The following is a 24,383-nucleotide window of genomic DNA, read 5'->3' as shown; positions in this document are numbered from 1 at the left end:
CCTTGAGATTGAGCGAATTACACCAGTAAAGGAATAATCTGCTCCATCATACGCTCGGCATTGGCGGCAACTGTCAATGCTGGGTTCGCAGCACCGGCAGCACCCGGGATTGAAGCGCCGTCAATCACGAATAGATTTTCAACGCCGTACACGCGGCCAGAGTAATCACAAGCAGAACCCATCGCAGCGCCGCCAAGAGGATGCCAAGTACCAAACGCACTGATGTCCACCAGCTCGCCGCCACCGGTAGCGATCATTTTCTCTGTGCTATGCAATATCGCCTGATGCGACGTTTCATTTGCATCGCGATCCCAGTTCAAACTCACCTTATCCGTGTACTTATTGTAGGTTACGCGACTGTTTTTATCCGGCACACACATACCCATCTGTAGCTGAGTAAACTCTTTCACAGCGGACGTTGGAGAGTGCATAAAGCCCGTCGACTTGTATGGGTTTTCCAAATCGAATGCAGCAATTGATGGCGGGCCACCTTGGATAGGGGCCGTAGAGGTATCAATATTTCGACGCCCCATAAGTTCATCACCATTCGTACCCCATTCAGCGCCAATGCCATCGTTATTCTTAAGGCCGGCAATTTCACCCAAAGCTTGAGCTTTCAACAACAGCCGCGTGGTGTTCAACGAGCCAGCACCCATGAATAAATACTCACACTCAATGATGTGCTTGCCAGTAATACGGCCTTCTTCGTTTAATACTTCACAATGAATCTCGTAGCCGTTACTGCCCGGCTGCTGCACGATATTAGTCACATTATGCAAGGTTTTGATGGTGACATTACCCGTTGCTTCCGCATCGGCTAAGTAGTTTCGATCTAAGGTATTTTTAGCGCCACTGTTACAGCCAAATACGTACTCACCAACGGAGGCAAACGGCGTACGAGTACCATTTAGCTCTTCACGAATCACATCCCAATCAAAGCTTACGTGACTGCGCACAACTTCTAAGCCAGCATCCTCAGCGCTTTTTATAAATTCACGTTTTGACGTGTAGTTCGGATGGTTGAGAACATCGTCCGGAATCGGACCACCACTAATACGAGCAAGTACGCGCGGGTAATAAATTTCATCCATATCGGTGTACGACAAAAACGGCAACGCCTGCTCAAAAATTTCACGCTTTGGCTGCAATAACACACCGCCATACACCACCGAGCCGCCACCGAGACAGGCACCACAGCCAACGGCGATGGATTTATCGAAGTAGTACTGAATCATACCGACAGAACCTGGGATCAAAGAGCTAGGCTCCGACCACAGTACTCGGTCATCAACCTTCAGTTTCATTATGTCGCCATCCACGGTCGGATAGCTGTCTTCACCTTCATACTTCCAGTGCTTACCGCGTTCGATGAGCATGGTTTCAACACCAGCCTCAGCCAAACGTAAAGTTGCTACAGAACCACCGAAACCAGATCCAATAATCAGAGCACGAGTCGTTGAACGAGTTGTTTTGCGTAACCAACCAGCTTGCGCCATTGGCGACGCCGTTGCAGCGCTAGCGACCACCCCAGCAGCAGCCGAACTTTTAAGAAAATTACGACGATTGATTTTTTTCATTATTATAACGTCCTAAAACATAGCCCCCGAGTGTGTAGCCTCTCGAATCAAAGGGTCAAGGTGGACAGAAACATCGGCGCGAAAAGCAACAGAAAGGGAAGAGAGCAAACGACTTATTGTTCGACAAAAAGACCCAGTCGCCCTTGAAAGTGGGCAAACGACCTATTGTTCGACAAAAAAAGACCCAGTCGCTCTGGAGAGCGGGCAAACGACTTATTGTTCAACAAAAAAAGACCCAGTCGCCCTTGAAAGTGGGCAAACGACTTATTGTTCGACAAAAAGACCCCGTCGCCCTTGAGGGTGGGCAAACGACTTATTGTTCAACAAAAAAAGACCCAGTCGCTATGGAGAGTGGGCAAACGACTTATTGTTCGACAAATATGCAAAAAAAGACCCAGTCGCTCTGGAGAGTGGGCAAACGACTTATTGTTCGACAAAAAGACCCCGTCGCCTTTGAGGGTGGGCAAACGATACGCAAAAAAGACCCAGTAGCCCTTGAGAGTGGGCAAACGATACGCAAAAAAGACCCAGTAGCCCTTGAGAGTGGGCAAACGATACGCAAAAAAAGACCCAGTCGCCCTTGAGAGTGGGCAAACGACTTATTGTTCAACAAATACGCAAAAAAAGACCCAGTCGCCATTGGGGGCAAACGACTGGGTCAACTTCGGATCGTTGGGGAAGTACCGAAGAAAAAGAACTACCTATGACGGGAGAGCCAATCCTAGGCTCACAATCAAAGGGAACAACTTCACTATAGACCCACTCAGCAACCTCGCCTGTTATTTTCCGTTTAAATTTTGTATTGATTATTGATTAACGATAGTTAACATTTATTCCTAAAGGGCCAAATGGCCTATAGAGCCCGCCAAATCTCACGTTGATAATAAGATGCGTTCATCACGGATCTTTTAACTTGAGTAATGACTCACAGAATAATCTTATTAGTCGGCTCAAAATGGCGTGTTTCGTCCCGCAGAACGTATTTAATCGGGCCAGTATTCAGTTATTCCTTATCTATCACTAGATTCAATAAGGGTTCCTAAGGCACTGTTGCACCCTACAATAAAAAAAACAGGTTCCACTATGTCTATCACACGCTCATTGCGCTTGATGCTTGCGCCCGCACTGCTCGCTAGTGCTATCACTTCTCAGGCAGATGTAAACTGCAATCCAACCTCGGTCGGCACTTGCGGCCTGCCATTTCCATCGAATTACTGGAGCCTTGATGATAGCAATTCACCGACGGGCAAACGCCTATCGGTGCCAAACGGCGTAGTAAGAGACGAAGTGATTGCCCAATTGCCGGTGGATGATGGATTTACGCCGGAAGGAATTTTTAACGATTTTAGTGGTTTTTCTGCTGCCACACCGGTGATGTTCGAATTTACCAGCGCCCCGGATGCTGCGACTTTGCCATACGATGGCGGTACAGCAGTAATGGCATTCGACTTAACGACAGGCGAACAAGTAGCGATTCGCACTAAGGTAAGCGATTACGCTCAGTCGGATAAAGTGACAGAAAAAACCCATGTCATCGAAGTATTCCCACAAGTTCGCTGGGGATATGGCCACGAAATCTTAGTCGTCGTTACCGATAAACTCGATTTAGAGTATTTAGAACCCGGTATCGTCTCCAAACTTTTAAGCGGCACAAGCGAACAGCGCTCGTACACTTATAAGCTAACTAGCTTGTTAACATCATTGGGCATCAACTCACTAAACGTACGTAACGCTACGCGTTTTACTGTGCGTGATCGTGCTGAAGTTGTGCAACCAATGCAGACCTTAGTGGATAACGTTTGGGATATGGAGCACCCGGTTCGCAATCTCAAAACCACCTACAACTACATCAATTCCAATATCGCTGCACGCGTTGACGGTGAAGTTTTAATCTACAACTACCGTACCAACGACGGTACTGGGGTTGTTGATTTCGACAAAGAACCGACTGAACAGTGGATAGAATTCCGCCTGACTCTACCGAAGGCTTCTCGCCAAGGTCCTGTGCCCGTAGCCCTTTATGCTCATGGTTTAGGTGCAACAAAAGAAACAGATAGTACGGTGACCGACATGAATGCGGATATTGGTATTGCCACTTACTCGGTTGGTTTCCCGAATCACGGTGATCGTGCGGAGGCTGATGGTGGCTATGTATTAAGCATTGCGACAACAGACCAGTTAGCTAAAACCATCGGCATGATTCAACAAAATGCCATCGACTTTGCTTCCGCTCATCGTGCGTTGCAAACTAGCCTGGCGAATATCGACGTTGTTGGTAAATCAAGCTGGTCAAAATGGTGTAGCAACTGCCCTGATGGCGTTGCCGATATCGATGCAACCAATGTCATGATGGAAGGCACATCGCTTGGTGGTGTTCTGGGTTCTGTATACGGCGCACTTTCACCCGATTTGAAAGGTGCGGTGTATCACGTAACCGGTGTTGGCATCACTAGCATACTATCCGACTCTATTTTGTGGGACGCGATGTTCGTCAACCTAGTACCAAGCGAATCAAACGGCAGTGAAGCGGTTTTACTACGTAGCTCGATTCAACAAGCATTGGATTACGGCGATTCCATTAACTACATCGACTACTTCCGTTATCCTCAAGCAGGTAAAAGCGCTCGCCCACTGATGATCACAACCGGCGCAGGCGATACCATTGTTGGTAATCAAAGCAGCGTTGCCGCAGCAAACTTAGTTGACCTGCCTATCGTTGGTGAGCCTTTGTACGATATGCCCGGTGTGCGCTTAGAAGCCGATTATGACGAAGACGGATATGGTATTCGCCATTACAAGCCAATCGTGGGAACAGTTCCCTTAATTTGGGATGGCACTTGGGCAGAAGCATTGAGCGGTGCTTCGGGTCACTTAATCTTCACTCGCAAGTCGAAACAAGGTGATCAACAAGAATTCATCAAGCGTTTCATTATGAACTAACGCCTTGATCTACCAATAAAAAACCCCGGCTAGCCGGGGTTTTTTATTGTTCAAGATAAGCAATTACACAGTCGTATTGAGATCGTCGTCAGCCACGTCATCATCTGCTTGCTCGTCATCCGCCAACAGAGGCGGTAACAGCCAAGTGTTCAAACGTCGCTTTAATTCTTTCATGCCATCACCTGTGAGTGATGAAAATGTCTGAATTGTGACCAGATCGCCCAAATCAGCAACGGCTTTCTTTACTTTAAGCAAAGTCGACTGAGCAGGGCCGCGTTTAAGCTTATCGGCTTTGGTTAACAGGATATGCACGGGCATTCCAGTTTCACCAGCCCAATCGAGCATAGCGTTATCAAACTCTTTCAGCGGGTGGCGGATATCCATGAGCAGGACTAATCCCACCAAAGAATCGCGGTTATTAAGATAATGATCGAGTTCTTTTTGCCATTCATTTTTAACGGCAACCGGGACCTTGGCAAAGCCATATCCGGGTAAATCGACCAATGCGAGGGGTGCTTCACCTACCTGAAAGAAGTTAATTAGCTGTGTTCGACCCGGTGTTTTACTGGTTCGAGCAAGTTTTTTTAACTCGGTCAGGGTATTCAGCGCACTCGACTTCCCAGCATTCGAACGGCCCGCAAAAGCCACCTCACGCAGGATATCTGTGGGGCACTGACTCAACTTCGCAGCACTTTTAACGAAGAAGGTATTGGTATATGTCAATGAAACCTGTTCTATCATGGGGTAAACGTAATGACCGTCCGGAAATTAATGTTATATAATGCGTAGCCTTGGATGACAGTCCCATTCTATCACAGGGCGATGAGTTCGAGGCCAAGCTGTTTTAACGGTTACGCAAAACAAGCAAGAGAGAGACTCACTATCATGAAAAAACTCGCTGTGATGGCGGCAATTGTCGCCGCTATGAGTGCCAACGCTCAGGCATTCGATGTTGACGCTAAATACAAGCAAACCTGCGGTGCTTGCCACTCAATGGGTGTTGCTGGTGCTCCTAAAGCATTTGATGCGGCTGCTTGGGCACCGCGTTTAGCAACGGGAATGGACGCACTGGTTGCCAGTGTCACCAACGGTAAAAATGCCATGCCTCCTCGTGGATTGTGCATGGACTGTACTGCCGATCAGTACAAATTATTGATCAATTACATGTCGACTCCGAAGGCAAATTAATTCACCCTTCGGCTACACTGCTGTAATAGACGAATTCACTTACAACCTGGATCTGATGATGAAAAACCTGTTGATTAGCCTGATTGTTTCTGCCGGACTAATGTCTGTTGCTCATGCGGGTGACGCGGAAGCCGGTAAAGCAAAATCCGCAACCTGTGCCGCCTGTCATGGTGCCGATGGTAACAGCATGGCCCCAACCTTCCCTAAGTTAGCCGGTCAGGGCGAGCGTTATTTGATTAAGCAGATCAAGGATATTCGTGACGGTCGTCGTGTAGTTCCGGCCATGGCTCCTTTCGTTACGGGTATGAGCGACACTGACGTTGCCGATCTTGCCGCTTACTTTGGCAGCCAAGTTCCAACGACTGGCGGAGCCAAAGAAGAATTGGTTGAACTGGGCGAGCGCATTTATCGCGCAGGTATTGCCGCAAAAGACGTTCCAGCATGCATGGCATGTCACGGCCCTGATGGTAAGGGTGTTGATTTAGCGGGTTTCCCGCGTTTAGCCGGTCAGCACGATGCTTATGTTCAAGCTCAGCTAAATGCCTTCAGCACAGGCACTCGTACCAACGATGGCGACAGCAAAGTAATGCGCAGCATTGCTTACCGTTTGCATAGCAGCGAAATTGAAGCAGTATCGTCGTACATTCAAGGTCTGCGTTAATTCGCACTTGATGAAAAAGGTGGCTTAGGCCGCCTTTTTTTATATCCCGACCCTAAGCAACCGACCGAGTTTGCGTTAGGACAGTTTTACAGTCCTTTGCACTATCGGCGGTGGGCAGCACTTACGCTTTTGTGTAAGAATGCTGGAACAATAATTCATATCTAACACGGATTGGAGCTCTCATGCTTTCTCAGTTCAAATACTGGTTTACAGCCGCCCTTATGTTGGTGAGCGTTTCTGCTTTCTCAGCGGAATATGAAGCCAACAAGCAATACAAAGTTTTAGAACAACCAGTGCCTGTAGTTCAGGATGGTAAAATTCATGTCGAAGAAGCCTTCTGGTACGGTTGCCCACATTGCTTCGATTTGGAATCTATCCTTGAGCCTTGGAAAAGCAAACTGGCCGCTGACGTCCAGTTCGAAGGTGTCCCTGCAATGTTTGGCCGTACTTGGGTATCTCATGCACAGTTGTACTACACCGCCGATGCACTGGGTGTACTGCCAAAAGTTCACACCAGCATCTTTGATGCTATCCATCTGCAAAAAGTACGTTTGGTTACTCGTGAAGATCAGCGTGCATTCTTGATGGAAAAAGCCGGTGTAAGCGCCGAAGATTTTGATAAAACCTATGAGTCATTCACAGTTAAAACCCGCATGAATCGTGGCGACAAGCGCGTACGTTCTTTCCAGATTAATGGTGTTCCTGCCTTGGTCATTAACGGCAAATACGTTGTTGATGCTACCTCTGCCGGCGGTCAAAAAGAGATGCTTGAAGTCGCAGATTACTTGATCAACAAAGAGCGCAACGGCCTATAAGGTTGACTGAGCGCGTTACACTCCGTGAGTTTGTCGCAGCCCCAAAGGCTGCGGGAAGCTTGCGACTACTGACTTTCAATATGCAGGTCGGTATTCAAACCCGTGCCTACCACCATTATTTGCTCCGCAGTTGGCAGCACCTTCTTCCTTTTAAAGCTCGACATCTAGCCCTAGATGCCATCGCCGATCTGGTTAGCCACTTCGATATTGTTGCCTTACAAGAAGCTGATGGCGGTAGCTGGCGCAGCGCTAAAGAAAACCAAGTAGAATACATCGCGCAGCAGGCTAATTTCCCTCATTGGTATCATCAAGTTAATAGAAATTTAGGACAGCTAGCCCAGCACGCCAATGGCTTACTCAGTCGCATGGCCGCCAAACATGTAGAGAAACACACGTTACCGGGTGTTTTACCGGGTCGTGGCGTTATGGTTTTTCGTTTTGGCTCCGGCGATCACGAACTCGTCATAGCCGTCACCCATCTCGCCTTGGATCGTCGTACACAACAAAATCAAATCGCTTATTTAGTAGACGCCGTTAGTGATGCCAAGCATTTGGTCATTATGGGGGATCTCAATCAAGAAGCTGAGTGGCTACTGCAACACAGTGCCCTGCAAACGTTGAGCTTACACCCGATTGCGCCACATTTATCGACCTACCCCAGCTGGCGTCCCAATCGCGCCATTGATCATATTTTAATCAGCAACAACCTAGAGCTAGGCCGCATCGCGGTTATAGATCATCCGCTTTCTGATCATCTCCCGGTAGCCGCAGAAATCACCTTCACTATTTAACTTTCCTGCCCTTGTCGTCCAGCACTTCATTAATTCTTATCTATACTTGCATCAATAATACACTTTATTTTTTAGGGGCATTAAATGGCTGCTGGATCGGAAGCGGATGCTGCGCGCCGTTGGCGGGATAAGTACTTAAACTTACTCGACGAACACGAAAAACTTAAAGCTTCGTCAGACGACCGTAGCGATCAATTACGCCGCGGTTTGTTAATGGTGTCGCTGCTCGCAGAAGGGCAAGCCGGAAATGTCGACTCTGCGCTCGGCAATCTAAGAGAGGCCATGAAAGGCGGCAGCTTAGGTGTAAGTCGCAGCATGGATGAGTTAGAAAAAGTCGTGCGCCGCTTTGAAACCCAAAATGAAACCCAAGCTGGGTTACTAGCAGATGAATTAAGTGCGGTCGCCGATAAACTTTTACAGTGCCCACTGCCCAAAGAACTGCTAAAAAAGATCCGCGAAGTGCGCAAGTCTACCGCCAAAGACCTTGGTACTTGGGCTGGATACATTACCCAGCTAAAAGCATGGAGCGATATTCTTGCCGCCGTAGCCACTCTTGAAGGTTACGATGAAAACGCTAAATCATCCGCATGGTGGCAGCGCTGGTTAAAACCGCAAGAAAAGACAGAACAGCCGGAACCTGCTGAAGAAATTGCAGAAGAAGACAGTAGCACACCTCAGCAAGAGCCGGGGTTTTCGCATATTGCCGCAGAAGTTGCAGACACCTTAGGCAATTTACTATCTCGCCTTGTTATTCCAGAGCGTCTCGAAACTCGAGTAACTACCTTGCAAGAGCGCCTTAATGGAGGCCTCAATTGGTATGAACTCGTTCCTCTGTTAGAAGATACATCACAATTTTTACTCGACTGCCTTGGTAGCGGCCAAGAAGAATTTGAGCGCTTCTTACAAAGTCTCGATCAACGCCTACAAGCCATCCAGTTGATGGTATCGGACGCCAACACAGGCCAAAGCGACCGCGAAAAAGCTCGTCACGATTTAGAAAGTATGGTGCGCGAACAAATTGCAGATATACGATCAGTCGTTAACGGGCTCGGCGATTTAGGGGAATTGGGGTCAAGTGTTCGAGACCACCTTACCCTTATCGTTCAGGCAATGGAGCATTACCAAGAATGCGAAGTCGCGCGCGAGCAACGTTTGGCCGAGCAGTTACAAATAATGCAGGCTCGCCTCAATGAAATGGAGAGCGAAGCCTCACAAGCGCGTCAGATCATTGAAGACCAAAAAGCACGCGCAACCCAAGATCACCTCACCGGCTTACCCAATCGTGGCGCTTACCAAGTGCGCCTAGACGAAGAATTGTCGCGCCGCTCTCGGGGCGGCGGTGCACTATCTATTATTATTGCCGACGTCGATCACTTTAAACGCATCAATGATGGTTATGGCCATCTAGCCGGCGACAAAGTATTGCAACTCATCGCCTCCACTTTGCGGAAAAATCTACGCACTATGGATTTCATTGCCCGCTACGGCGGTGAAGAGTTTGTCATCTTACTGCCCGAAACCAGCGCCGAAGAAGCGATGGGCGTCGCGGAAAAACTGCGCAGCAAAATAGAAGCTTGCCCATTCAACTTTCGCAGTGAACGCGTCGTCATCACTATGTCGTTTGGCATCAGTGAATTTCGTACGCTTGAAGCCGTTGAAACGGTATTTGAGCGTGCCGACAAGGCACTCTACAAAGCAAAAGCAGAAGGCCGCAACCAATGTCAGCGCGGTTAGTGAAGACAACACTTGCCATTTAGTTTCGTTTTGATTATTTTGCTCAGCTAAATTTCGAAACGAAACCTTATTAATGACTCGTCGACCCACCCTTGCTCGCCGTGAGCAAATTTTACAACGCTTGGCCGAATGTGGCCGCGTTCAGGTCGACGAGCTATCACACCTGCTGAATACCTCTGAAGTTACCATTCGCAAAGACCTTACCGCATTAGAAGAAGCGGGAAAGCTAGTGCGACGATACGGAGGGGCAGTTCCATCTTTTGCTGCCGATACAACAAACGATGGAACCGACACTGAAGTTTCGAATCGAAAGATAGCAATAGGAGCTGCCGCTTCTCGCCTGATCCGTGATGACACTCGTATCCTTATCGATTTTGGCAGCACAACGACGACTCTGATTCCTCATCTCAGTCGCTATAGCCAGCTGGTCGTCATGACCAACTCGATGCGCACCGCCAATGCCGTACTGGCGTTAACCTCAGCGCCGACCTTGTTAATGACAGGCGGAACTTGGGATGCCCAAACGCACTCTTTCCAAGGGCAAATTGCCGAACAAGTATTACGCTCATACGACTTCGACCAGCTTTTTATTGGCTGCGATGGCATTGATTTAGAGCGAGGAACCAGCACCTTTAACGAATTACTCGGTTTAAGCCGGGTGATGGCCGAATCAGCAAAGCAGATTATCGTAATGGCCGAGGCCGACAAGGTAGGCCGCCGTATTCCAAATTTAGAAATTCCATGGCGTCAGATTGACGTTTTGGTCACAGATAAGCGCTTAAGCACAAGCGCCAAAACTCAAATTGAGCAGCACGGTGTCGAGGTCATTATTGCCGACATCTCTGCAACCCAGAATAAAACCGGAGAACAATAATATGTGTGGAATCGTCGGAGCAGTCGCCCAACGCGATGTGGTTCAAATCCTATTGGAAGGCCTACGTCGCCTAGAGTATCGCGGATATGACTCCGCCGGTGTCGCAGTAATCAACCCAGCCCAAGCGCTAGTGCGCGTGCGCCGCATGGGCAAAGTTCAATCGCTGGCAGAGGCCATTGATGCCGAACCCGTTCCTGGTGGCACTGGTATTGCGCATACGCGCTGGGCAACTCATGGCGAACCTTCCGAAGTCAACGCTCACCCACATGTCTCTGGTGACATTGCTGTAGTACACAATGGCATTATCGAAAATCACGAACACCTGCGTCGCGAGCTGCAAAGCCAAGGCTATGTATTTAGCTCACAAACCGATACTGAAGTCATCGCTCACCTCGTTGAACGCGAATTGCGCGATGCCAGCGGTGACAATCGTTTGCTGGCAGCGGTGATGGCAGCACGCACCTTGCTTGAAGGCGCTTACGGCATGGTCGTCATCGACCGCAATGATCCAGAGCGCATGATCGTAGCGCGCTCAGGTAGCCCACTCGTGATTGGCTATGGCATTGGTGAAAACTTTGTTGCCTCCGACTTATTAGCCTTACTCCCCGTAACACGCAAATTTGCTTACCTCGAAGAAGGCGACGTCGCAGAAATTACCCGTTCGGACGTGCGTATCTTCGACGCCGGTAATGAACCAACAGAACGCACAGCCTCCGAAACGACGGTTGAGCACGACGCCGGTGACAAAGGCGAATTCCGCCACTACATGCTGAAGGAAATCTACGAGCAGCCAACCGCTATTACCAATACCCTCGAAGGTCGCTTAGTGGGCGGGAAACTCAATCTGGAAGCACTCGGTGATTTAAGCGATATCGACCAAGTGCAAATCATTGCCTGCGGCACTAGCTATCACGCCGGTATGACGGCCCGTTACTGGATTGAAGAACTGGCCGGCATTGCCTGCAATATCGAAATCGCCTCAGAATTTCGTTATCGCAAGTCAGTTGTACGCCCAAATAGCCTGTTAGTAACGATTTCACAAAGTGGCGAAACGGCTGACACCCTTGCCGCCCTGCGCTTAGCCAAAGAACTCGGTTTTACTCGTTCGCTCACCATCTGCAACGTACCGGGTTCTTCACTAGTACGCGAATCCGATATGGCGCTACTGACTCGTGCGGGTACCGAAATTGGTGTTGCCTCAACCAAAGCCTTCACCACTCAACTCGTTGCCCTGCTACTGTTAACCGTCGCACTAGGTCGTGGCCGCGGCTTAACAGCTGCCGCTGAACAGAACGTCGCCAATGCGCTGACCTTACTGCCGGGTTTAATCGAAAAAGCCCTCACCATGGACCCAGCAATCGAACAACTGGCAGAACACTTCGCCGAGAAAAACCACGCCCTCTTCTTAGGCCGTGGCGATCAATATCCGATTGCGATGGAAGGCGCGCTAAAGCTAAAAGAAATCAGCTACATACATGCTGAAGCCTACGCCGCCGGTGAGTTAAAACATGGGCCACTGGCTTTGATCGACGCCGAAATGCCGATTGTTGTCGTGGCACCGCATAACGACTTGGTCGAAAAGTTAAAATCGAATATTGAAGAAGTGCGCGCCCGTGGCGGTGAGCTCTTCGTATTCGCAGATGAAGCCGCTTATATTCGCCCAGAACGCAATATGAAGGTCATGGAAGTACCGCATTGCGACGCCATCATCGCGCCGATTGTTTACACCCTGCCGCTGCAGTTGCTTAGCTACCACGTAGCCGTGATCAAAGGGACGGATGTAGACCAGCCGCGTAATTTGGCCAAGAGTGTGACGGTGGAGTAACTCCACCTCAGATTCCTGAGCAATTGTTAACACATTAAATGAAGACGCATCGGGAAGATTTCACACCCAAAAATATAAATCCGGTGCATAAATCATGCATAATACCGCCCCCACCTTAAATATTATTGCGCAGGTGAGGCATCGACCTTAAGGAAGAAATATGACTATAGGAATATTAATCGCCCTAGCTATTATACTGGCCATCACCATCGCGGCATGGATCATCCTAAATAAAACCAATAAAAAATCGACAACCGCATCCACAGACAAGCAAAACGCTGAGACGACCGACCCCAAAAAAGCGCGTACAGACTTAGTCGTTGAAACACTGCTCAAATTAAATATCGACATTAGAATCAGTGGTATTACAGAGAAGACGATGCTTGTCTGTGAAGACATTATTGATTCACTCATCAACCTACTCCCTCGCATTGAAGAACAAGACACTCTGGATGGCGAGTTGAGCTGGACAGTGCGCCGCATCGCGTCCGAATACTTGCCAAACAAATGCGTATATCCATATATCCGCTTGAGCCAAGCACAGCGTGACAGCGAAGAAAACATATCAAGTCTGAATCAAAGTCTCAGCAAACTGAAAACCGAAATAACAAATATCGATGAGCTGATCGCTAAAAAAGACGTTCAGTCATTCAAATCAAAAGCCGAATTTCTCAACCAACGTTTCATGACTGATGGAGAAGCCTAATGACCGACTCACAAACTCCCGTAAAAGCGCCAAAGTGGGCCTCAGAAGAGCAACTTGGAACGCTAACCGATAAAGCCAAATCATTAATTGTAGCGACCAAAGAAAAATCAGGTCCGGCCCTTAATCGCGTTATCGATACCTTAGGCCTGCAATCACAAAAAAGCATGGCCGCAGCAAATGACATTATGGAACAGAGCATCAGCAGTCTGTTAAAAGATGTCGACGGTGATTCTCCTACAGCCAATAAACTACTTGAGCTGAGATCGACAATGGATGAGTTAAACCCTCATTCACTGAGTAATACTTGGTGGTTTTCTTGGGTGCCGACCAGCATTAAACGCAAAGCAGTCACTCGTTTTATTCGCCGCTATGAGCCTATGCGCAATCACCTGACTGCGATATTTGACGGCCTTCGTAACGGCAAAGACCAACTGATTGAAAGTAATATTATTTTAGAAAATCAATACAACTCAGTGATGGACGCTAAACGCGACATCGAATCGGAAGTATATATTGGTGAATTATTTTTAGTTCAAGTTGATCAACTTGAAGCCGATGTCGATCAAAGTGATCTGGTGGAAGTGCAAAAACTTGCTACGATCAAAAATAAAGCAGCGCGTCGTATTCGCGAATTACGCACCAAAGAACAAGCGGCGATGCAATTTTTTATCAGCATTAATCAAACGATTGAAAACAACTCACTATTGGGCGAGCAAATTGAAAGCGCCTTGTCCGTGGGTCCAATGGTATTAACAAATGCACTTCGAATTCAGGCCGCACTCAGCCAGCAAAAAGCGATTAAAGATGCCGTGAATGAATTCCAAACGGGTCTCGGCGATTTAATGACTCAAAATGCGAAAGCGGTCAATCAAGCCACTCAAGAAATTGGCGATCTTTACAACAACCCGGTTATCAGCCTTCAGAAATTAGAAGAAGGATTTGATCAGCTTATGCAAGCGGTTAACAACGCCAATGAAACGATGCGAATCAGCACAGATAAAGCTCGAGAATCCAGTTCGCGCTTAGCAGAGATGACCGCCGAGCTTGCACCTGTTGTCGAAGGCACAGAACAAGCTAGAAATCTGAAGACGTCAATGTCCATAACCGAAGATGACATGACGCTAAAACTAGATACCCCTGAAAATAAATCAGGAGGTCCTAGTGTATAACACCCAACATCAGCTTGAATTGATTCGAGGCATTCATCCAAATGCATATGCACCACAGGGAACCTCAATCACAGAACTGTCGGCTGGCGGTTACATTGAATTTGGCGGTGCCTATTACCATCTGGTAACTGTCTCGCGCTACCTGGACGTAAAGTGGAATAACTTTAAAAAACGGAAAAATGATTATTGGGTTTATGAACTTCAATTGGTGGACTTGATGACATCCGAAGTCCGCTGGATTGAATGGGAGTACGACGACGAGCTAGAAATCACCGAGACCCTTGCTCGAATAGCACTTCGTGAGATCTCACATAAAGGCCAGACTATCACGCTCTCTGCACTTGCCGAGATTGCGGAGAACGAATCCGGACAAGTGACCTATCAAGGGAAGACTTACGACTACGTCGAAGATGATGCTTGGGCTGCTCTGTATTACAAAACGGAAGAAAGCGAACCCGCAGCCGTCCGAATGTTTGAATTCACCTCGGCTGACAATCAATACCTGACGATTGAAGCTTGGGATAATGAAGATGATCGACCGGATAGAGAGGCATTTTTAAGCAAACCACTCTCAAGCTCATCGATTCAGGTAGTGCAAAAGAAACCTTATATAAATAAGGAGCAGTGATGCAAAATCCAAAAGCGAATATGATCTTTGCTGCGATTGTTGTTTTTCTCTTAGCCGCAGGAGGGTGGCTGATCTATAAAGAAATGAATCGACTGCCCGACGTCTTAATAAAACAAGCAACCACACTTAACTACGGTCTTGTTAGTTCTCGCAAAATAATTAACAAAACAACATCAGAGATAAAAAACCTAGAGCGCAGCGAAGACTGGGAATTTCTAGCGCCTTACGCTGAGCGAGAAAACTGGTCTAGTCCGATACAGGAATCCAACACGCTGATTGATTCAGCCTCAGAAAAGTACAGTAGCGCTGTGATTCCGATTCTCGATACCAACCATAATCGAGATGAAGAAAAACTCAAAAAATTAATAATAGAAATTAAAACGCTTAATAAAAATGCGCTCGAAGCTTCAGCATTTATTGAAAAACGCCCCAACGAGCTGCTAGATATTCGCAATAACAGCACTCTTTATTACCAACGCAGTGAGACTGCAATCGAAGGCGCAAGAAATAGAATTTCGGAACTGAGGTCTAGCGCAAAAACCTATGCAGAAAAACATCTAAATAAAGCAGAAGACATACAAAGTAAGATAGATGCAGGGGCAGATCTTCTTGCTGAAGCAGAAAAAATGTTTGATACGATAACAACAGAGTACACATCGGATTCGCCCGATTACGCCGTTTTCATCGACACCTACAACCTGCTTACCAAGCAAACTAATCTGACTGCCATCTACACAACAGATACTTTAACGCTATTGAAAGAGCTTGATCGCAGCTATGTAAAAATTCTAGCGGATCAAAAAGTAACGTATTTGATCACCGTGGGACGACAAAGTTGGTGTGAAGTAGACTTTTGCGGCGAAGGTACTTATTACAACTACCCGCCTATATCCGTCGACGAAGAAACCTTCGAATATTTTGACAACCTAACTCAGGACTCTATTGCCTCTTATGGTGGCGCCTTTCGTTCCAGCCTCACATTGGCAATTCCACAGTCTCGCTGGAATGAGCTTAATATTAATTATAGAGCTCGGATGCCATCTTCCGAAAACTACGCGGAATATTGGATAGCCAAGACAGAGATAAAAGGCTATCACTCCTACACCATTATTGAAAATGAGCAGATTAAGACACTCGGTATGCAAAAAGTATCTGATACTGAGTTTTGGGATAATTATGACAACCTAGGAATGGCGCTGGTCACAAAACCCTACGGTTACTATGAATCCGAATCATTAAATGCACCAGAACCGATTGGCATGGCACTTGTTGCACCTCCTACGGTTGAAAATGGCGTCGCCACGGGAGCTAATCAATATGGCCAGTGGCAGCATTCTAATGGGCAATCATTCTGGATTTACTACGCACAATACAGATTTTTTTCTGACCTATTAGGCGGCGGTTATCATCATTCACCTTCGAGCTACAGCAGCTATCAAAATAGAAATCGAGCCAGTGCTTATTATGGTAGGAACAATGAATTTGGTACGTTTGGTAGTCAAACGTATTCGACCAGACAGAACGGGGCCTTTTATAGAAGCAACCCGAATATATCCAAAAGCATTCTAACCGGTAACACCGACAAGACCGCATCGTCTGTTCGTGGTGCTGGAAGCTCAAACCGCGGCAAAGGCCCTGGCGCGGGCGGAAAATAATTTAATTATCGGAGTTAATATCATGATTCTTCAACAGTATGGCATCTATTTTAGTTACGCAGCCTTGTGCTTTTTGCTCATGGTTATTCTTAAATACCTACTCAATTTCCGTGCAAACAAGGTGTACTCTGCGGAAGCAGAACTCTCTGGGGGCAACATTGCCGTTGGGCTTCGTCGTAGTGGCGCTCAGCTCGGTTTAGCTATTGCGTTACTGGGTGCGCTTTCGGGCAGCTCGGCCGAGACATTAGTATCCGATTTATTATTGACGGCGGGATACGGAGCGCTGGCCATCGGCTTTATTCTTAGTACCTTATACATTGCGGATCGTGCAGTACTGCCCGGCGTACGCAACTTAGAAGAATTAAAAAACAACAACATTGCTGTTGGCATCGTTGAGTTTGGCATGCTAATCGCCACTGGGATTATTGCCTACGCCAGCATTCTTGGTGAACAAGGTGGCGTACTATCGTCGGTTGTTCACTTTGCGGCAGGACAAGCTATTTTAATTTTACTCACCTTAGTTTTTGAGAAAGTGGTAACACGAAAAGTCGCTTTTATTCCTGCAATTGCAGCAGGAGAAATTGCATCGGGTATTTATCTTTCAGGTAAGCTGATTGCTTATTCTCTTATATTGAAGAGCGCTATTATCGGCGAAACTCACGCAATAACCGTTACAGATAAAGCCATGGAGTTTTTAACCTTTGCGTTTGTCGGCATGCTATTTCTCTATATGTTTGAGTTGTTGCTCGATAAGTTCATTATTACTTCAACGACCGTCACTGAAATTCTATCCGACAATAAAATCGTACAATCGCTGCAACTCTCAGCGTGCAAGGTGGGTATTGCCCTTATTTTGAGTGCGGGCATTCTTTAATGAGTCACACGCCTCGCTTCTTACCATTGCTTCTCGCGTTCTGTATGTTTTCTACGGGCGCGAGCGGCTTGGTTAATGAATACGTTTTAGCAACCATTACAACGTATATCCTAGGCAACTCAATTGAGCAGTTTTCGATTGTTATTGCATCAATGATGTTAATGATGGGCGTCTCTGGGTTTGTCCAGAGTAAAATGTCTGACCGCTTTTTATTACAAAAATTTATCGGCGTCGAAGTCTTAATGGCGCTACTGGGAGCTTTTGCCCCCCTCGCCATTTATGCCGCCTTTGGTTACATGAACGAACACTTCACGCTGGTGCTGTTTTTTTTCATTCTCTCTATCGGTTTTCTTATAGGCTTTGAGATTCCTCTGGTGATGAGGATTATTGACGCACAAAATATTCAGTTGAAAACCAACTTAACCATTGTCTACGCTATGGATTACATAGGCGCGTTTGTTGGGGCAATTATCTGGGTGAAGTTTCTACTGTTAAACTTCCCGTTAACAGAAATTAGTTTTATTGTTGCGGGCTTTAATTTTTTTATTGCAGCCATTGCCATTCTTTATTTTCTTAAGCAACGAATTATTCAATCTCCAGTCATTATCTTGCTTATTATCATCTCCACAGCTTGTGTTCTTATTGCGGGGTATTTTAACAATCGAGAGCTCAACAATTTATTGGAACAACGATTTTACGATGACCCGATTGTTTTTAAAACAACCTCTAAATACCAACATATCGTCATCACTGAAAACAAAAAAACGGACGACACACGACTTTACATCAATGGCAATACCCAATTTTCATCACTGGATGAAGTTCGTTATCATGATTTTTTGGTACACCCTGCGATGTCACTTTCACCGCGTCGATCAAACATACTGGTTCTTGGTGGCGGTGATGGACTGGCCCTTAGAGAGCTCAACAAATATAAAGACATTCAATCGATTACGCTCGTCGATCTTGATCCAGAGATGATTAAGATTGCGTCTACCAACTCGTCGCTGGTCAAGCTGAATAACAATGCGTTTGCTAATGCGAAAGTTAGCCTAACCCAACCAGATCTCCACAACGAAGGGTTTAAGCAAGCCGTATATCAAAGATCCGGTTCGGGCGAGAGCCCAGAAAAAGTGGCGTCTATCTCTGTTTATAACCTTGATGCCGAGCATTTTCTTAGAAATGTTAAAGATGTGACCTTTGATGTCATCATTATTGACCTACCGGACCCGTCATCGGTCGAACTCTCTAAACTTTACAGCAAACAGTTTTATAAAAGTTTACGTCGGCACTTAACTCCCGGCGGATTTGTTGCCATTCAGTCTACCTCTCCGTTTCATGCAAAGCCTGCGTATTTGGCAATCGGGGCGACGTTATCGGCGTCTGGTTTTACCGTACTGCCATACCGACAAAACATCCCATCGTTCGGTGACTGGGGGTTTTATCTCGCTTGGTACTCGGACACGACACCAAACAACGTACGTTCACAAATTAAAAACATCAGCGAATTTGATGTCGAGACTCAATTCATTACGCCAGAGTTATTGGTTGCCTCATTAGCGTTCGGTAAAGGTGAGTTAGATGCAAAAGAAATATGTATCAATACAATGATGAAACCCTGTTTGCTTCAGGCTTATACCCGCCAAAGCTGGTTAGTTGAATAGTAGGCTGCAATATCATTTAAAATCATGTTCTCTCTTAAACACATTTATTAAAAGACTCAATGTCTAATTTCCGCATATTAAAGTGCGCATGTTAAGTTCAGGAATAAGAACAATGCTAAAAGCTAGGATCTTTTAAATCATGCAAATTTTGTTAAGTAAATATCTCAGGCGCCTATCCTTTAGGATGTATTCCAACGCTTGGTTGACGCTGTCTATCATCATCACTGGCCTGTATACCTTAGGTTATGTCGGCATGTGGCTGTCAGATGAAACTCAGATTTTAGCGCACTACTCTTGGTGGTTTATCGTTACCATTACGACGGTAGGTTATGGTGATTTTTCACCCAAAACAAACTCCGGTCAAACCATCGCAGGTTTCATTATGATTCTTGGAATAGGTGCGATTGGTCTTATTATTGGTAAGTTATCAGAATTTATATTGGATTTATCACAAAAACGAATGAAGGGACTTGGTTATATGAACCTGACTGATCACACTATTCTTATGGGATACCGCAAAGGAAGCACCGAGCAAGTAATCACTGAATTACTGGCAAATAATCCGGACGAGCACATCGTCATATGTTCTGAATCACAAGTAACCCATCCTCTTCCAGATACGAATATCGGTTTTGTTCAGGGCGAATTATCTTCTGAGGATGTACTGCAACGATCCTGTGCCAGCGACGCTGCCAATGTCATTATCCATGGGGAAGATGACAATCAAACCTTCTTTGCGGCCTATGTGTTTCGCTCAATTAATACACATGCGCATATGGTCTGTTATTTAAATAACGAATCTCATCGGACCAAAATATTGGGTTTACCCGTCGACCAAGGCTGCTTGAATCAAGTGCTATTACCATCCAATGTTTATCTTATGGCTCAAGAACTTCAGGATCGTGAATCCAGCGATGTTATTCAGCAGTTAATCTCAACGCTAGATGGTGAAAACCTATATCGCACAAATCTTGGTGATGATTTCGACAAAACGGACTATTTATCTTTAATGGTCGATTTAAAGAAAAAGTTCAACGCCACACTCATCGCGGTAAAAAGTGACACATTACTCGTAAACCCGAATCATGATTTTTTGGTATGTCCTGGCATGGCTATATTCTACGCCTCAGCTCATCGTATAAAAATTTGAACATACATTAAGCTAACATGGTGCCACTTATTTTGGTTCAATACTTCCGGCACCAACCTATCATAACGCTCCAATATCCCCTGCTGGTAATCATGATACAGCTCCAATAGAAACGGATAAGCCACTCCAACTTTCAGCTCTTTGAGATCTTTGGCTAGAACACCTTCTTTTTCATTCCCTAAGGCCATCGAACAATGATCGACGCCGAGATGCCGATTGTTGTGGTAGCACCACATAACGACTTGATAGAAAAACTAAAATCGAATATTGAAGAAATGCGCGCCGATTGTTTACACCCTGCCGCTGCAGTTGCTTAGCTACCACGTAGCCGTGATCAAAGGGACGGACGTAGACCAGCCGCGTAATTTGGCCAAGAGTGTGACGGTGGAGTAACTCAGTAGCGCCAGCGTATTCTGCTATCAATACGGAATTGCTTGTAATCCGCGGCTTGGAGGTTCGATTCATTCCAGTCGCGAATCAACTCGAACTGGGCGCTCCAACGCGGTGTCATTTGCAATCAAGATCGGCGCTTAAACGGATTTTGTCATCGTGGCGCGCGGCGAGAATATCGCTGCGAATGCCATCGTATTGGCGCACTTCATAACGAGCCTTTATCTGTGTGCTCACAGTATCAGCTCCAACTTGCCAAGCCCGTTTCCACCCGAGGCGTACGATACCGCCTTGATATTGATAAATATCATCCGGGGTTTGTTCGCGCTTCAATTGCACATTAGCACTGATAAAATGGCGGGTTTTATCGAGAAAGCGATAGAGATATAAACCCACTGCGTCACCATCACTATCGCGTAATGGGTAATCGACAAACTGCTTTTGCGTGCGGTCATATTGCGCACGCCAATACCACTGCTGACCAATAAAAGAACCCGTCGCGGGGCTAATACGCCGCATGGTTAAAAACGCCTGACCATTCACATCTGCTTGCGCATAAACGCCCGCTAACTCGTTAATAAAATGTGAGGATTTGTACGTTACTTTGCCCAGGCCGGTGTGCATTTGGGTATCGTATTGCGAGTAGTTTTGCCACTGACTGTCGTAACCTTGGTAGCGGCCATTCCATTCCCAATTGGCCGACCACCGGCCGCTAGCTCCAAGCGCAACATTAAGATTTCTCGACCAATCACCAAGACCTGAAGTGCTATCAATAGAGTCTACGGCCACATTGCTGTCGTACTCCAAGCCTGCAGCCAATTCGGCGCTGAATTCCGCCTGCGCCGAAACGGCAAAAACCGCCAACATGAAGGCGGTTTGCACTGGTCCCAATAACGTTTTCACATACAAGATTTAAATCCTTCTTTGCGGTAATTCCATTCAGTTAGAAGCTGCTCGCAGTTGTGGAAGCCCGTAACCAAAAACAGTGTCCTTGCCGCGAGCGCCTAAATCTTTGGCCTGAACTTCCATACGCTCTACTTTATTTGCGCCGTCACTCTGTTCTAACGCCAATGCAGTGGCAACAAATACCGCAGCAACCGAGGTGCCGTCCATTGTTTGTTCGCGTCCTGTGCTTGCATCCGCAACTCGAACCCCAACACCAGGGGCAGAGAAGGCGATGTGGTCCCCTTGGCAAGCTCGCGAATAAATATTCAGCGCGGCATCAATTGCTGTCACGGCCACCACACTAGAATACGCGGCAGGATAACGAGGAAAGGCAGCCGGGCCATCATTGCCAGCCGAGGCGACGATGACCACGCCGCGATCATGAACACGATTTAATGCTTCTTCTAGCACTCGATTCGGGGGCCCAGACAAAGAAAGATTAATCACATTAACCTGTTGCGCTAGTAACCAATTCAAGCCAGCGACTAAATCAGCTGCGGTCGCCACCACTAAGCCATGATCTGTGCGAGCAAATACCACAGCATTGTCTAACTCCGCCTGCGCTAATATGCCTGGCGCCGCACAATCCGCTCGACCTGCGAATATTGATGCCATCGCAGTCCCGTGAGCATCGTCATTCGTTGCCTCGGGCGGGTAATAAGCCGCTTGATTAATGTGTACACCGGTTAAACAAGGATGGTCCTCCTGAATATGAGAGTCCATCAAACCGATCTTAACGGGTAAAGATATCGGAGCCGATATGCCCATCATCTTTGCCAACGTCGGCACAGGAGTCGATATTGAAGATGGCGTCGTTGTCCCGTCCAGCCCATATAAATGATTACTATCTGAGTCTTTTGGTGGTACTACACGCGAATCGCCGAAGGTAACTAAAATTCCACCTAATTCTGTCATGACTTCGGTGGCGATAATATCTGCACCACTCGCTTTGGCATCGTTTAATTCTTGCTCGGTTAGCAAAGCGATGGTTTGTTCAGGTAGCGCAGGAAAACCACTTTCATCGAGCATCTCTTCGAGTTGCCAAAGTTGATGAATATGATCCTCAATGCCTTGGGTGATGAAATCATCATCACCATGACTGCGAGCCTCAAACATACGTTCTAAGCGCTCTTCGAGTTCATCTTCTAATTCTTCGGCTCCCTCAAATTGCTCTTCAAGCGAATTCTCAATGTCGTGCTCGGCGCGTTCAAAGGCCTCATCTTCATCCTCGCTTTCTATCTCTGCCGTCATCGATTGTTCTAACGCTTCTTCTGCATCGTCATCCGCCCACACACAGCCCACAGCGACGAGCAGGCAGGTCGAAATAACAAAATGGCGCCAACTGGCGGTGTTGCGTTTCATGAAGTTCCTCGGTACAAACTTGGCAGCTTTCGTCACTATAACGAAGATTTTGCATTTTTATTTCACAACATGGGAATAAAGCCCATTAACGGGCGTTGTTACAGGTATGGATACAACCGAATCGGCCTTTCGCCAACAACTGATTGCCGCATTGCCGCATTGCCAGCATTGCCAGCATTGCGGCGCTATTGCTACGCCCTAACATCACATCCGCAAAATGCGGAGGATCTATTGCAGGCATCGGTTGAACGCGCACTCAGTCGATGGCAACAATACCAAGTCGATAGCCATTTTGATCGCTGGTTGTACCGTTTATGTCGAAACTATTGGATCGATACCATGCGTAAACAGAAGCCCAGCGAAACGTGGGACGAAGAACATGATTATGAGCAGCAAACGCTATCGACCGAACAGGTTTACAGCGCCAGCGCCGCCTTAAACAAGGTTCAATCTCACATGCAAAAATTGAATGAGGCAATGCGCTCCGTGCTCTACTTAGTGGCTGTAGAAGGCCGCAGCTATCAAGAAGCAGCCGATATTCTTAACGTACCGATCGGCACGGTAATGAGCCGTTTAACCCGCGCACGTCAGCAACTCAGCCGCAGCGTTGGCGATATTTAAGGGGAGAGCAATGACTAATTACAGCGATGAACAATTATCTGCATTTTTAGATAACGAACTATCACCGAGCGAATACCAACAGTGCGCCGAGGACATCGCCGCCAACGCAGAACTGCAACGACGTGTGGATGCCTTGCGAGCCGCTGACGAAATCGCCCGAGACTATTTTAAACGTGTCGATGAGCAAGCTGACAACGGTGCCTTAATAGACTTAATCAACTCGGCACCATCAATGGACTTGGCAACGTCCACCATGAACAAGGTCGTTACCCTGCCAACGAAGAAGCCTTTGTTAACTCGCATTACTAGCTTAGCCGTCGCCGCCAGTGTTCTGTTTGCAGTCGGTGCTCTATGGCGTACTGTCTCAGTCACCTCACCCTATGCACAAGAGCAAGTTTTGTTGTCAGAACTGAGCAGCGGTGAAATACGCAGCTATGATGATTCTCGTGCCGAGTTAGTGCAGAGTTGGCGGACAAGTAACGGTGAAATCTGTCGCGAATTAATGCTGCATCGCGCTGAAGGCTCCAACACTATAATCGGCTGCTGGCACAATCATGGGTGGGAAATTACAACACTCGACAACGATACCGCCGACTACCAACCCGCATCGTCTAACGATGTCACTTTCGGTGCTGAGCGCTTAACGCCAGAAGAAGAAAGACGCTGGCTTGAACAACACTGACGTCTATTACCAAGCCTAGTTCGGCCACATCCCTCCGATGGCGGCAAGTTTCTGTCTAATTTGCTGAGTTTAACGTCAAGTTATGCTCAATCTTACTTGCCTACGCGCCCCCAAACCCTGCACACTCCTGTG

At 47.0% G+C, this 24,383-nt stretch carries 21 protein-coding genes and 1 pseudogene; 18 read left to right on the top strand and 4 right to left on the bottom strand.

Annotated features, from left to right (window positions below; translation table 11 throughout):
• Nucleotides 1–17: 17 nt before the first annotated feature.
• Nucleotides 18–1,577, bottom strand: coding sequence for a GMC oxidoreductase (locus TOL_RS00400; protein WP_015485276.1), 1,560 nt, complete (start codon nt 1,575–1,577; stop codon nt 18–20).
• Nucleotides 1,578–2,660: 1,083 nt separating this feature from the next.
• Here TOL_RS00400 and TOL_RS00390 point away from each other — a divergent pair.
• Nucleotides 2,661–4,517 (top strand): hypothetical protein, encoded by a 1,857-nt coding sequence (locus TOL_RS00390; RefSeq protein WP_015485274.1) that lies wholly within the window; start codon nt 2,661–2,663, stop codon nt 4,515–4,517.
• A 63-nt stretch (nt 4,518–4,580) separates the two neighbouring features.
• On the opposite strand, the gene yihA is transcribed toward TOL_RS00390, so the two are convergent.
• Nucleotides 4,581–5,258 carry a ribosome biogenesis GTP-binding protein YihA/YsxC gene (gene yihA, locus TOL_RS00385; RefSeq protein ID WP_025264446.1) on the bottom strand — a complete coding sequence of 226 codons (678 nt, stop codon included), beginning with the start codon at nt 5,256–5,258 and terminating at the stop codon, nt 4,581–4,583.
• Nucleotides 5,259–5,402: 144 nt separating this feature from the next.
• Between yihA and TOL_RS00380 the strand changes: the two genes are divergently transcribed.
• The 15 genes and pseudogenes from TOL_RS00380 to TOL_RS18615 all read left to right on the top strand — a co-directional run.
• Entirely contained in the window at nt 5,403–5,705 is a 303-nt protein-coding gene (locus tag TOL_RS00380) for a c-type cytochrome (RefSeq protein WP_015485272.1), read from the top strand.
• A 58-nt stretch (nt 5,706–5,763) separates the two neighbouring features.
• On the top strand, nt 5,764–6,366 hold the full coding sequence (locus tag TOL_RS00375; RefSeq protein ID WP_015485271.1) for a c-type cytochrome: 603 nt from the start codon (nt 5,764–5,766) through the stop codon (nt 6,364–6,366).
• A 182-nt stretch (nt 6,367–6,548) separates the two neighbouring features.
• Complete coding sequence (locus TOL_RS00370) at nt 6,549–7,181, top strand: thiol:disulfide interchange protein DsbA/DsbL (RefSeq protein WP_015485270.1); 633 nt, start codon at nt 6,549–6,551, stop codon at nt 7,179–7,181.
• A gap of 2 nt (nt 7,182–7,183) precedes the next feature.
• Entirely contained in the window at nt 7,184–7,972 is a 789-nt protein-coding gene (locus TOL_RS00365) for an endonuclease/exonuclease/phosphatase family protein (RefSeq protein WP_041588345.1), read from the top strand.
• 84 nt (nt 7,973–8,056) lie between these two features.
• Nucleotides 8,057–9,706: a GGDEF domain-containing protein gene (locus TOL_RS18035; RefSeq protein ID WP_015485268.1), complete on the top strand. Its 1,650-nt coding sequence runs from the start codon at nt 8,057–8,059 to the stop codon at nt 9,704–9,706.
• A gap of 73 nt (nt 9,707–9,779) precedes the next feature.
• On the top strand, nt 9,780–10,580 hold the full coding sequence (locus TOL_RS00355) for a DeoR/GlpR family DNA-binding transcription regulator (RefSeq protein ID WP_015485267.1): 801 nt from the start codon (nt 9,780–9,782) through the stop codon (nt 10,578–10,580).
• Nucleotide 10,581: 1 nt separating this feature from the next.
• The gene (gene glmS / locus TOL_RS00350) at nt 10,582–12,405 is read left to right on the top strand and encodes a glutamine--fructose-6-phosphate transaminase (isomerizing) (RefSeq protein WP_015485266.1); all 1,824 of its coding nucleotides are present in this window, start codon (nt 10,582–10,584) and stop codon (nt 12,403–12,405) included.
• A gap of 160 nt (nt 12,406–12,565) precedes the next feature.
• Nucleotides 12,566–13,111: a hypothetical protein gene (locus TOL_RS00345; protein WP_015485265.1), complete on the top strand. Its 546-nt coding sequence runs from the start codon at nt 12,566–12,568 to the stop codon at nt 13,109–13,111.
• Nucleotides 13,111–14,280, top strand: a complete 1,170-nt coding sequence (locus tag TOL_RS00340) for a toxic anion resistance protein (protein ID WP_015485264.1) — start codon at nt 13,111–13,113, stop codon at nt 14,278–14,280. Before TOL_RS00345 ends, TOL_RS00340 begins: the two co-directional genes overlap by 1 nt.
• A complete protein-coding gene (locus TOL_RS00335; protein WP_015485263.1) occupies nt 14,273–14,908 on the top strand; it encodes a DUF4178 domain-containing protein in 636 nt (211 codons plus the stop codon). Before TOL_RS00340 ends, TOL_RS00335 begins: the two co-directional genes overlap by 8 nt.
• Nucleotides 14,908–16,563 carry a hypothetical protein gene (locus TOL_RS00330; protein WP_015485262.1) on the top strand — a complete coding sequence of 552 codons (1,656 nt, stop codon included), beginning with the start codon at nt 14,908–14,910 and terminating at the stop codon, nt 16,561–16,563. Before TOL_RS00335 ends, TOL_RS00330 begins: the two co-directional genes overlap by 1 nt.
• Before the next feature lie 22 nt (nt 16,564–16,585).
• Nucleotides 16,586–17,437: a DUF350 domain-containing protein gene (locus TOL_RS00325; protein WP_015485261.1), complete on the top strand. Its 852-nt coding sequence runs from the start codon at nt 16,586–16,588 to the stop codon at nt 17,435–17,437.
• Nucleotides 17,437–19,101: a polyamine aminopropyltransferase gene (locus tag TOL_RS00320; protein WP_015485260.1), complete on the top strand. Its 1,665-nt coding sequence runs from the start codon at nt 17,437–17,439 to the stop codon at nt 19,099–19,101. Before TOL_RS00325 ends, TOL_RS00320 begins: the two co-directional genes overlap by 1 nt.
• A gap of 139 nt (nt 19,102–19,240) precedes the next feature.
• On the top strand, nt 19,241–20,251 hold the full coding sequence (locus tag TOL_RS00315) for an ion channel (protein WP_015485259.1): 1,011 nt from the start codon (nt 19,241–19,243) through the stop codon (nt 20,249–20,251).
• Between the two features lie 182 nt (nt 20,252–20,433).
• Nucleotides 20,434–20,644, top strand: a pseudogene (locus TOL_RS18615) (glutamine--fructose-6-phosphate transaminase (isomerizing)); the annotation flags it as partial.
• A gap of 114 nt (nt 20,645–20,758) precedes the next feature.
• Here TOL_RS18615 and TOL_RS00305 read toward each other — a convergent pair.
• Nucleotides 20,759–21,544 carry a surface lipoprotein assembly modifier gene (locus TOL_RS00305; RefSeq protein WP_144055313.1) on the bottom strand — a complete coding sequence of 262 codons (786 nt, stop codon included), beginning with the start codon at nt 21,542–21,544 and terminating at the stop codon, nt 20,759–20,761.
• Nucleotides 21,545–21,580: 36 nt separating this feature from the next.
• On the bottom strand, nt 21,581–22,948 hold the full coding sequence (locus TOL_RS18030) for a S8 family serine peptidase (protein WP_015485255.1): 1,368 nt from the start codon (nt 22,946–22,948) through the stop codon (nt 21,581–21,583).
• Between TOL_RS18030 and TOL_RS00295 the strand changes: the two genes are divergently transcribed.
• Together TOL_RS00295 and TOL_RS00290 are read left to right on the top strand one after the other, a co-directional pair.
• Nucleotides 22,919–23,569, top strand: a complete 651-nt coding sequence (locus TOL_RS00295; RefSeq protein WP_015485254.1) for an RNA polymerase sigma factor — start codon at nt 22,919–22,921, stop codon at nt 23,567–23,569. The genes TOL_RS18030 and TOL_RS00295 overlap by 30 nt on opposite strands.
• 10 nt (nt 23,570–23,579) lie before the next feature.
• The gene (locus TOL_RS00290; protein ID WP_015485253.1) at nt 23,580–24,251 is read left to right on the top strand and encodes a hypothetical protein; all 672 of its coding nucleotides are present in this window, start codon (nt 23,580–23,582) and stop codon (nt 24,249–24,251) included.
• The last annotated feature ends 132 nt before the right edge of the window (nt 24,252–24,383 follow it).

This window comes from Thalassolituus oleivorans MIL-1 (assembly GCF_000355675.1).
GTDB lineage: Bacteria > Pseudomonadota > Gammaproteobacteria > Pseudomonadales > Oceanobacteraceae > Thalassolituus > Thalassolituus oleivorans.
The sequence above is the reverse complement of the archived record's forward strand: the minus strand, read 5'-3'. Positions and strand labels throughout refer to the sequence as shown.

What these genes read in the sequence shown, in the direction of transcription:
- TOL_RS00380 (WP_015485272.1), top strand. Translation starts at nt 5,403, where the DNA reads ATGAAAAAACTCGCTGTGATGGCGGCAATTGTCGCCGCTATGAGTGCC.
- TOL_RS00345 (WP_015485265.1), top strand. Translation starts at nt 12,566, where the DNA reads ATGACTATAGGAATATTAATCGCCCTAGCTATTATACTGGCCATCACC.
- TOL_RS00315 (WP_015485259.1), top strand. Translation starts at nt 19,241, where the DNA reads ATGCAAATTTTGTTAAGTAAATATCTCAGGCGCCTATCCTTTAGGATG.
- TOL_RS00330 (WP_015485262.1), top strand. Translation starts at nt 14,908, where the DNA reads ATGCAAAATCCAAAAGCGAATATGATCTTTGCTGCGATTGTTGTTTTT.
- yihA (WP_025264446.1), bottom strand. Translation starts at nt 5,258, where the DNA reads ATGATAGAACAGGTTTCATTGACATATACCAATACCTTCTTCGTTAAA.
- TOL_RS18030 (WP_015485255.1), bottom strand. Translation starts at nt 22,948, where the DNA reads ATGAAACGCAACACCGCCAGTTGGCGCCATTTTGTTATTTCGACCTGC.
- TOL_RS00295 (WP_015485254.1), top strand. Translation starts at nt 22,919, where the DNA reads ATGGCGCCAACTGGCGGTGTTGCGTTTCATGAAGTTCCTCGGTACAAA.
- TOL_RS00375 (WP_015485271.1), top strand. Translation starts at nt 5,764, where the DNA reads ATGAAAAACCTGTTGATTAGCCTGATTGTTTCTGCCGGACTAATGTCT.
- TOL_RS00320 (WP_015485260.1), top strand. Translation starts at nt 17,437, where the DNA reads ATGAGTCACACGCCTCGCTTCTTACCATTGCTTCTCGCGTTCTGTATG.
- TOL_RS00400 (WP_015485276.1), bottom strand. Translation starts at nt 1,577, where the DNA reads ATGAAAAAAATCAATCGTCGTAATTTTCTTAAAAGTTCGGCTGCTGCT.
- TOL_RS00355 (WP_015485267.1), top strand. Translation starts at nt 9,780, where the DNA reads ATGACTCGTCGACCCACCCTTGCTCGCCGTGAGCAAATTTTACAACGC.
- TOL_RS00370 (WP_015485270.1), top strand. Translation starts at nt 6,549, where the DNA reads ATGCTTTCTCAGTTCAAATACTGGTTTACAGCCGCCCTTATGTTGGTG.
- TOL_RS00290 (WP_015485253.1), top strand. Translation starts at nt 23,580, where the DNA reads ATGACTAATTACAGCGATGAACAATTATCTGCATTTTTAGATAACGAA.
- TOL_RS00390 (WP_015485274.1), top strand. Translation starts at nt 2,661, where the DNA reads ATGTCTATCACACGCTCATTGCGCTTGATGCTTGCGCCCGCACTGCTC.
- TOL_RS18035 (WP_015485268.1), top strand. Translation starts at nt 8,057, where the DNA reads ATGGCTGCTGGATCGGAAGCGGATGCTGCGCGCCGTTGGCGGGATAAG.
- glmS (WP_015485266.1), top strand. Translation starts at nt 10,582, where the DNA reads ATGTGTGGAATCGTCGGAGCAGTCGCCCAACGCGATGTGGTTCAAATC.
- TOL_RS00325 (WP_015485261.1), top strand. Translation starts at nt 16,586, where the DNA reads ATGATTCTTCAACAGTATGGCATCTATTTTAGTTACGCAGCCTTGTGC.
- TOL_RS00340 (WP_015485264.1), top strand. Translation starts at nt 13,111, where the DNA reads ATGACCGACTCACAAACTCCCGTAAAAGCGCCAAAGTGGGCCTCAGAA.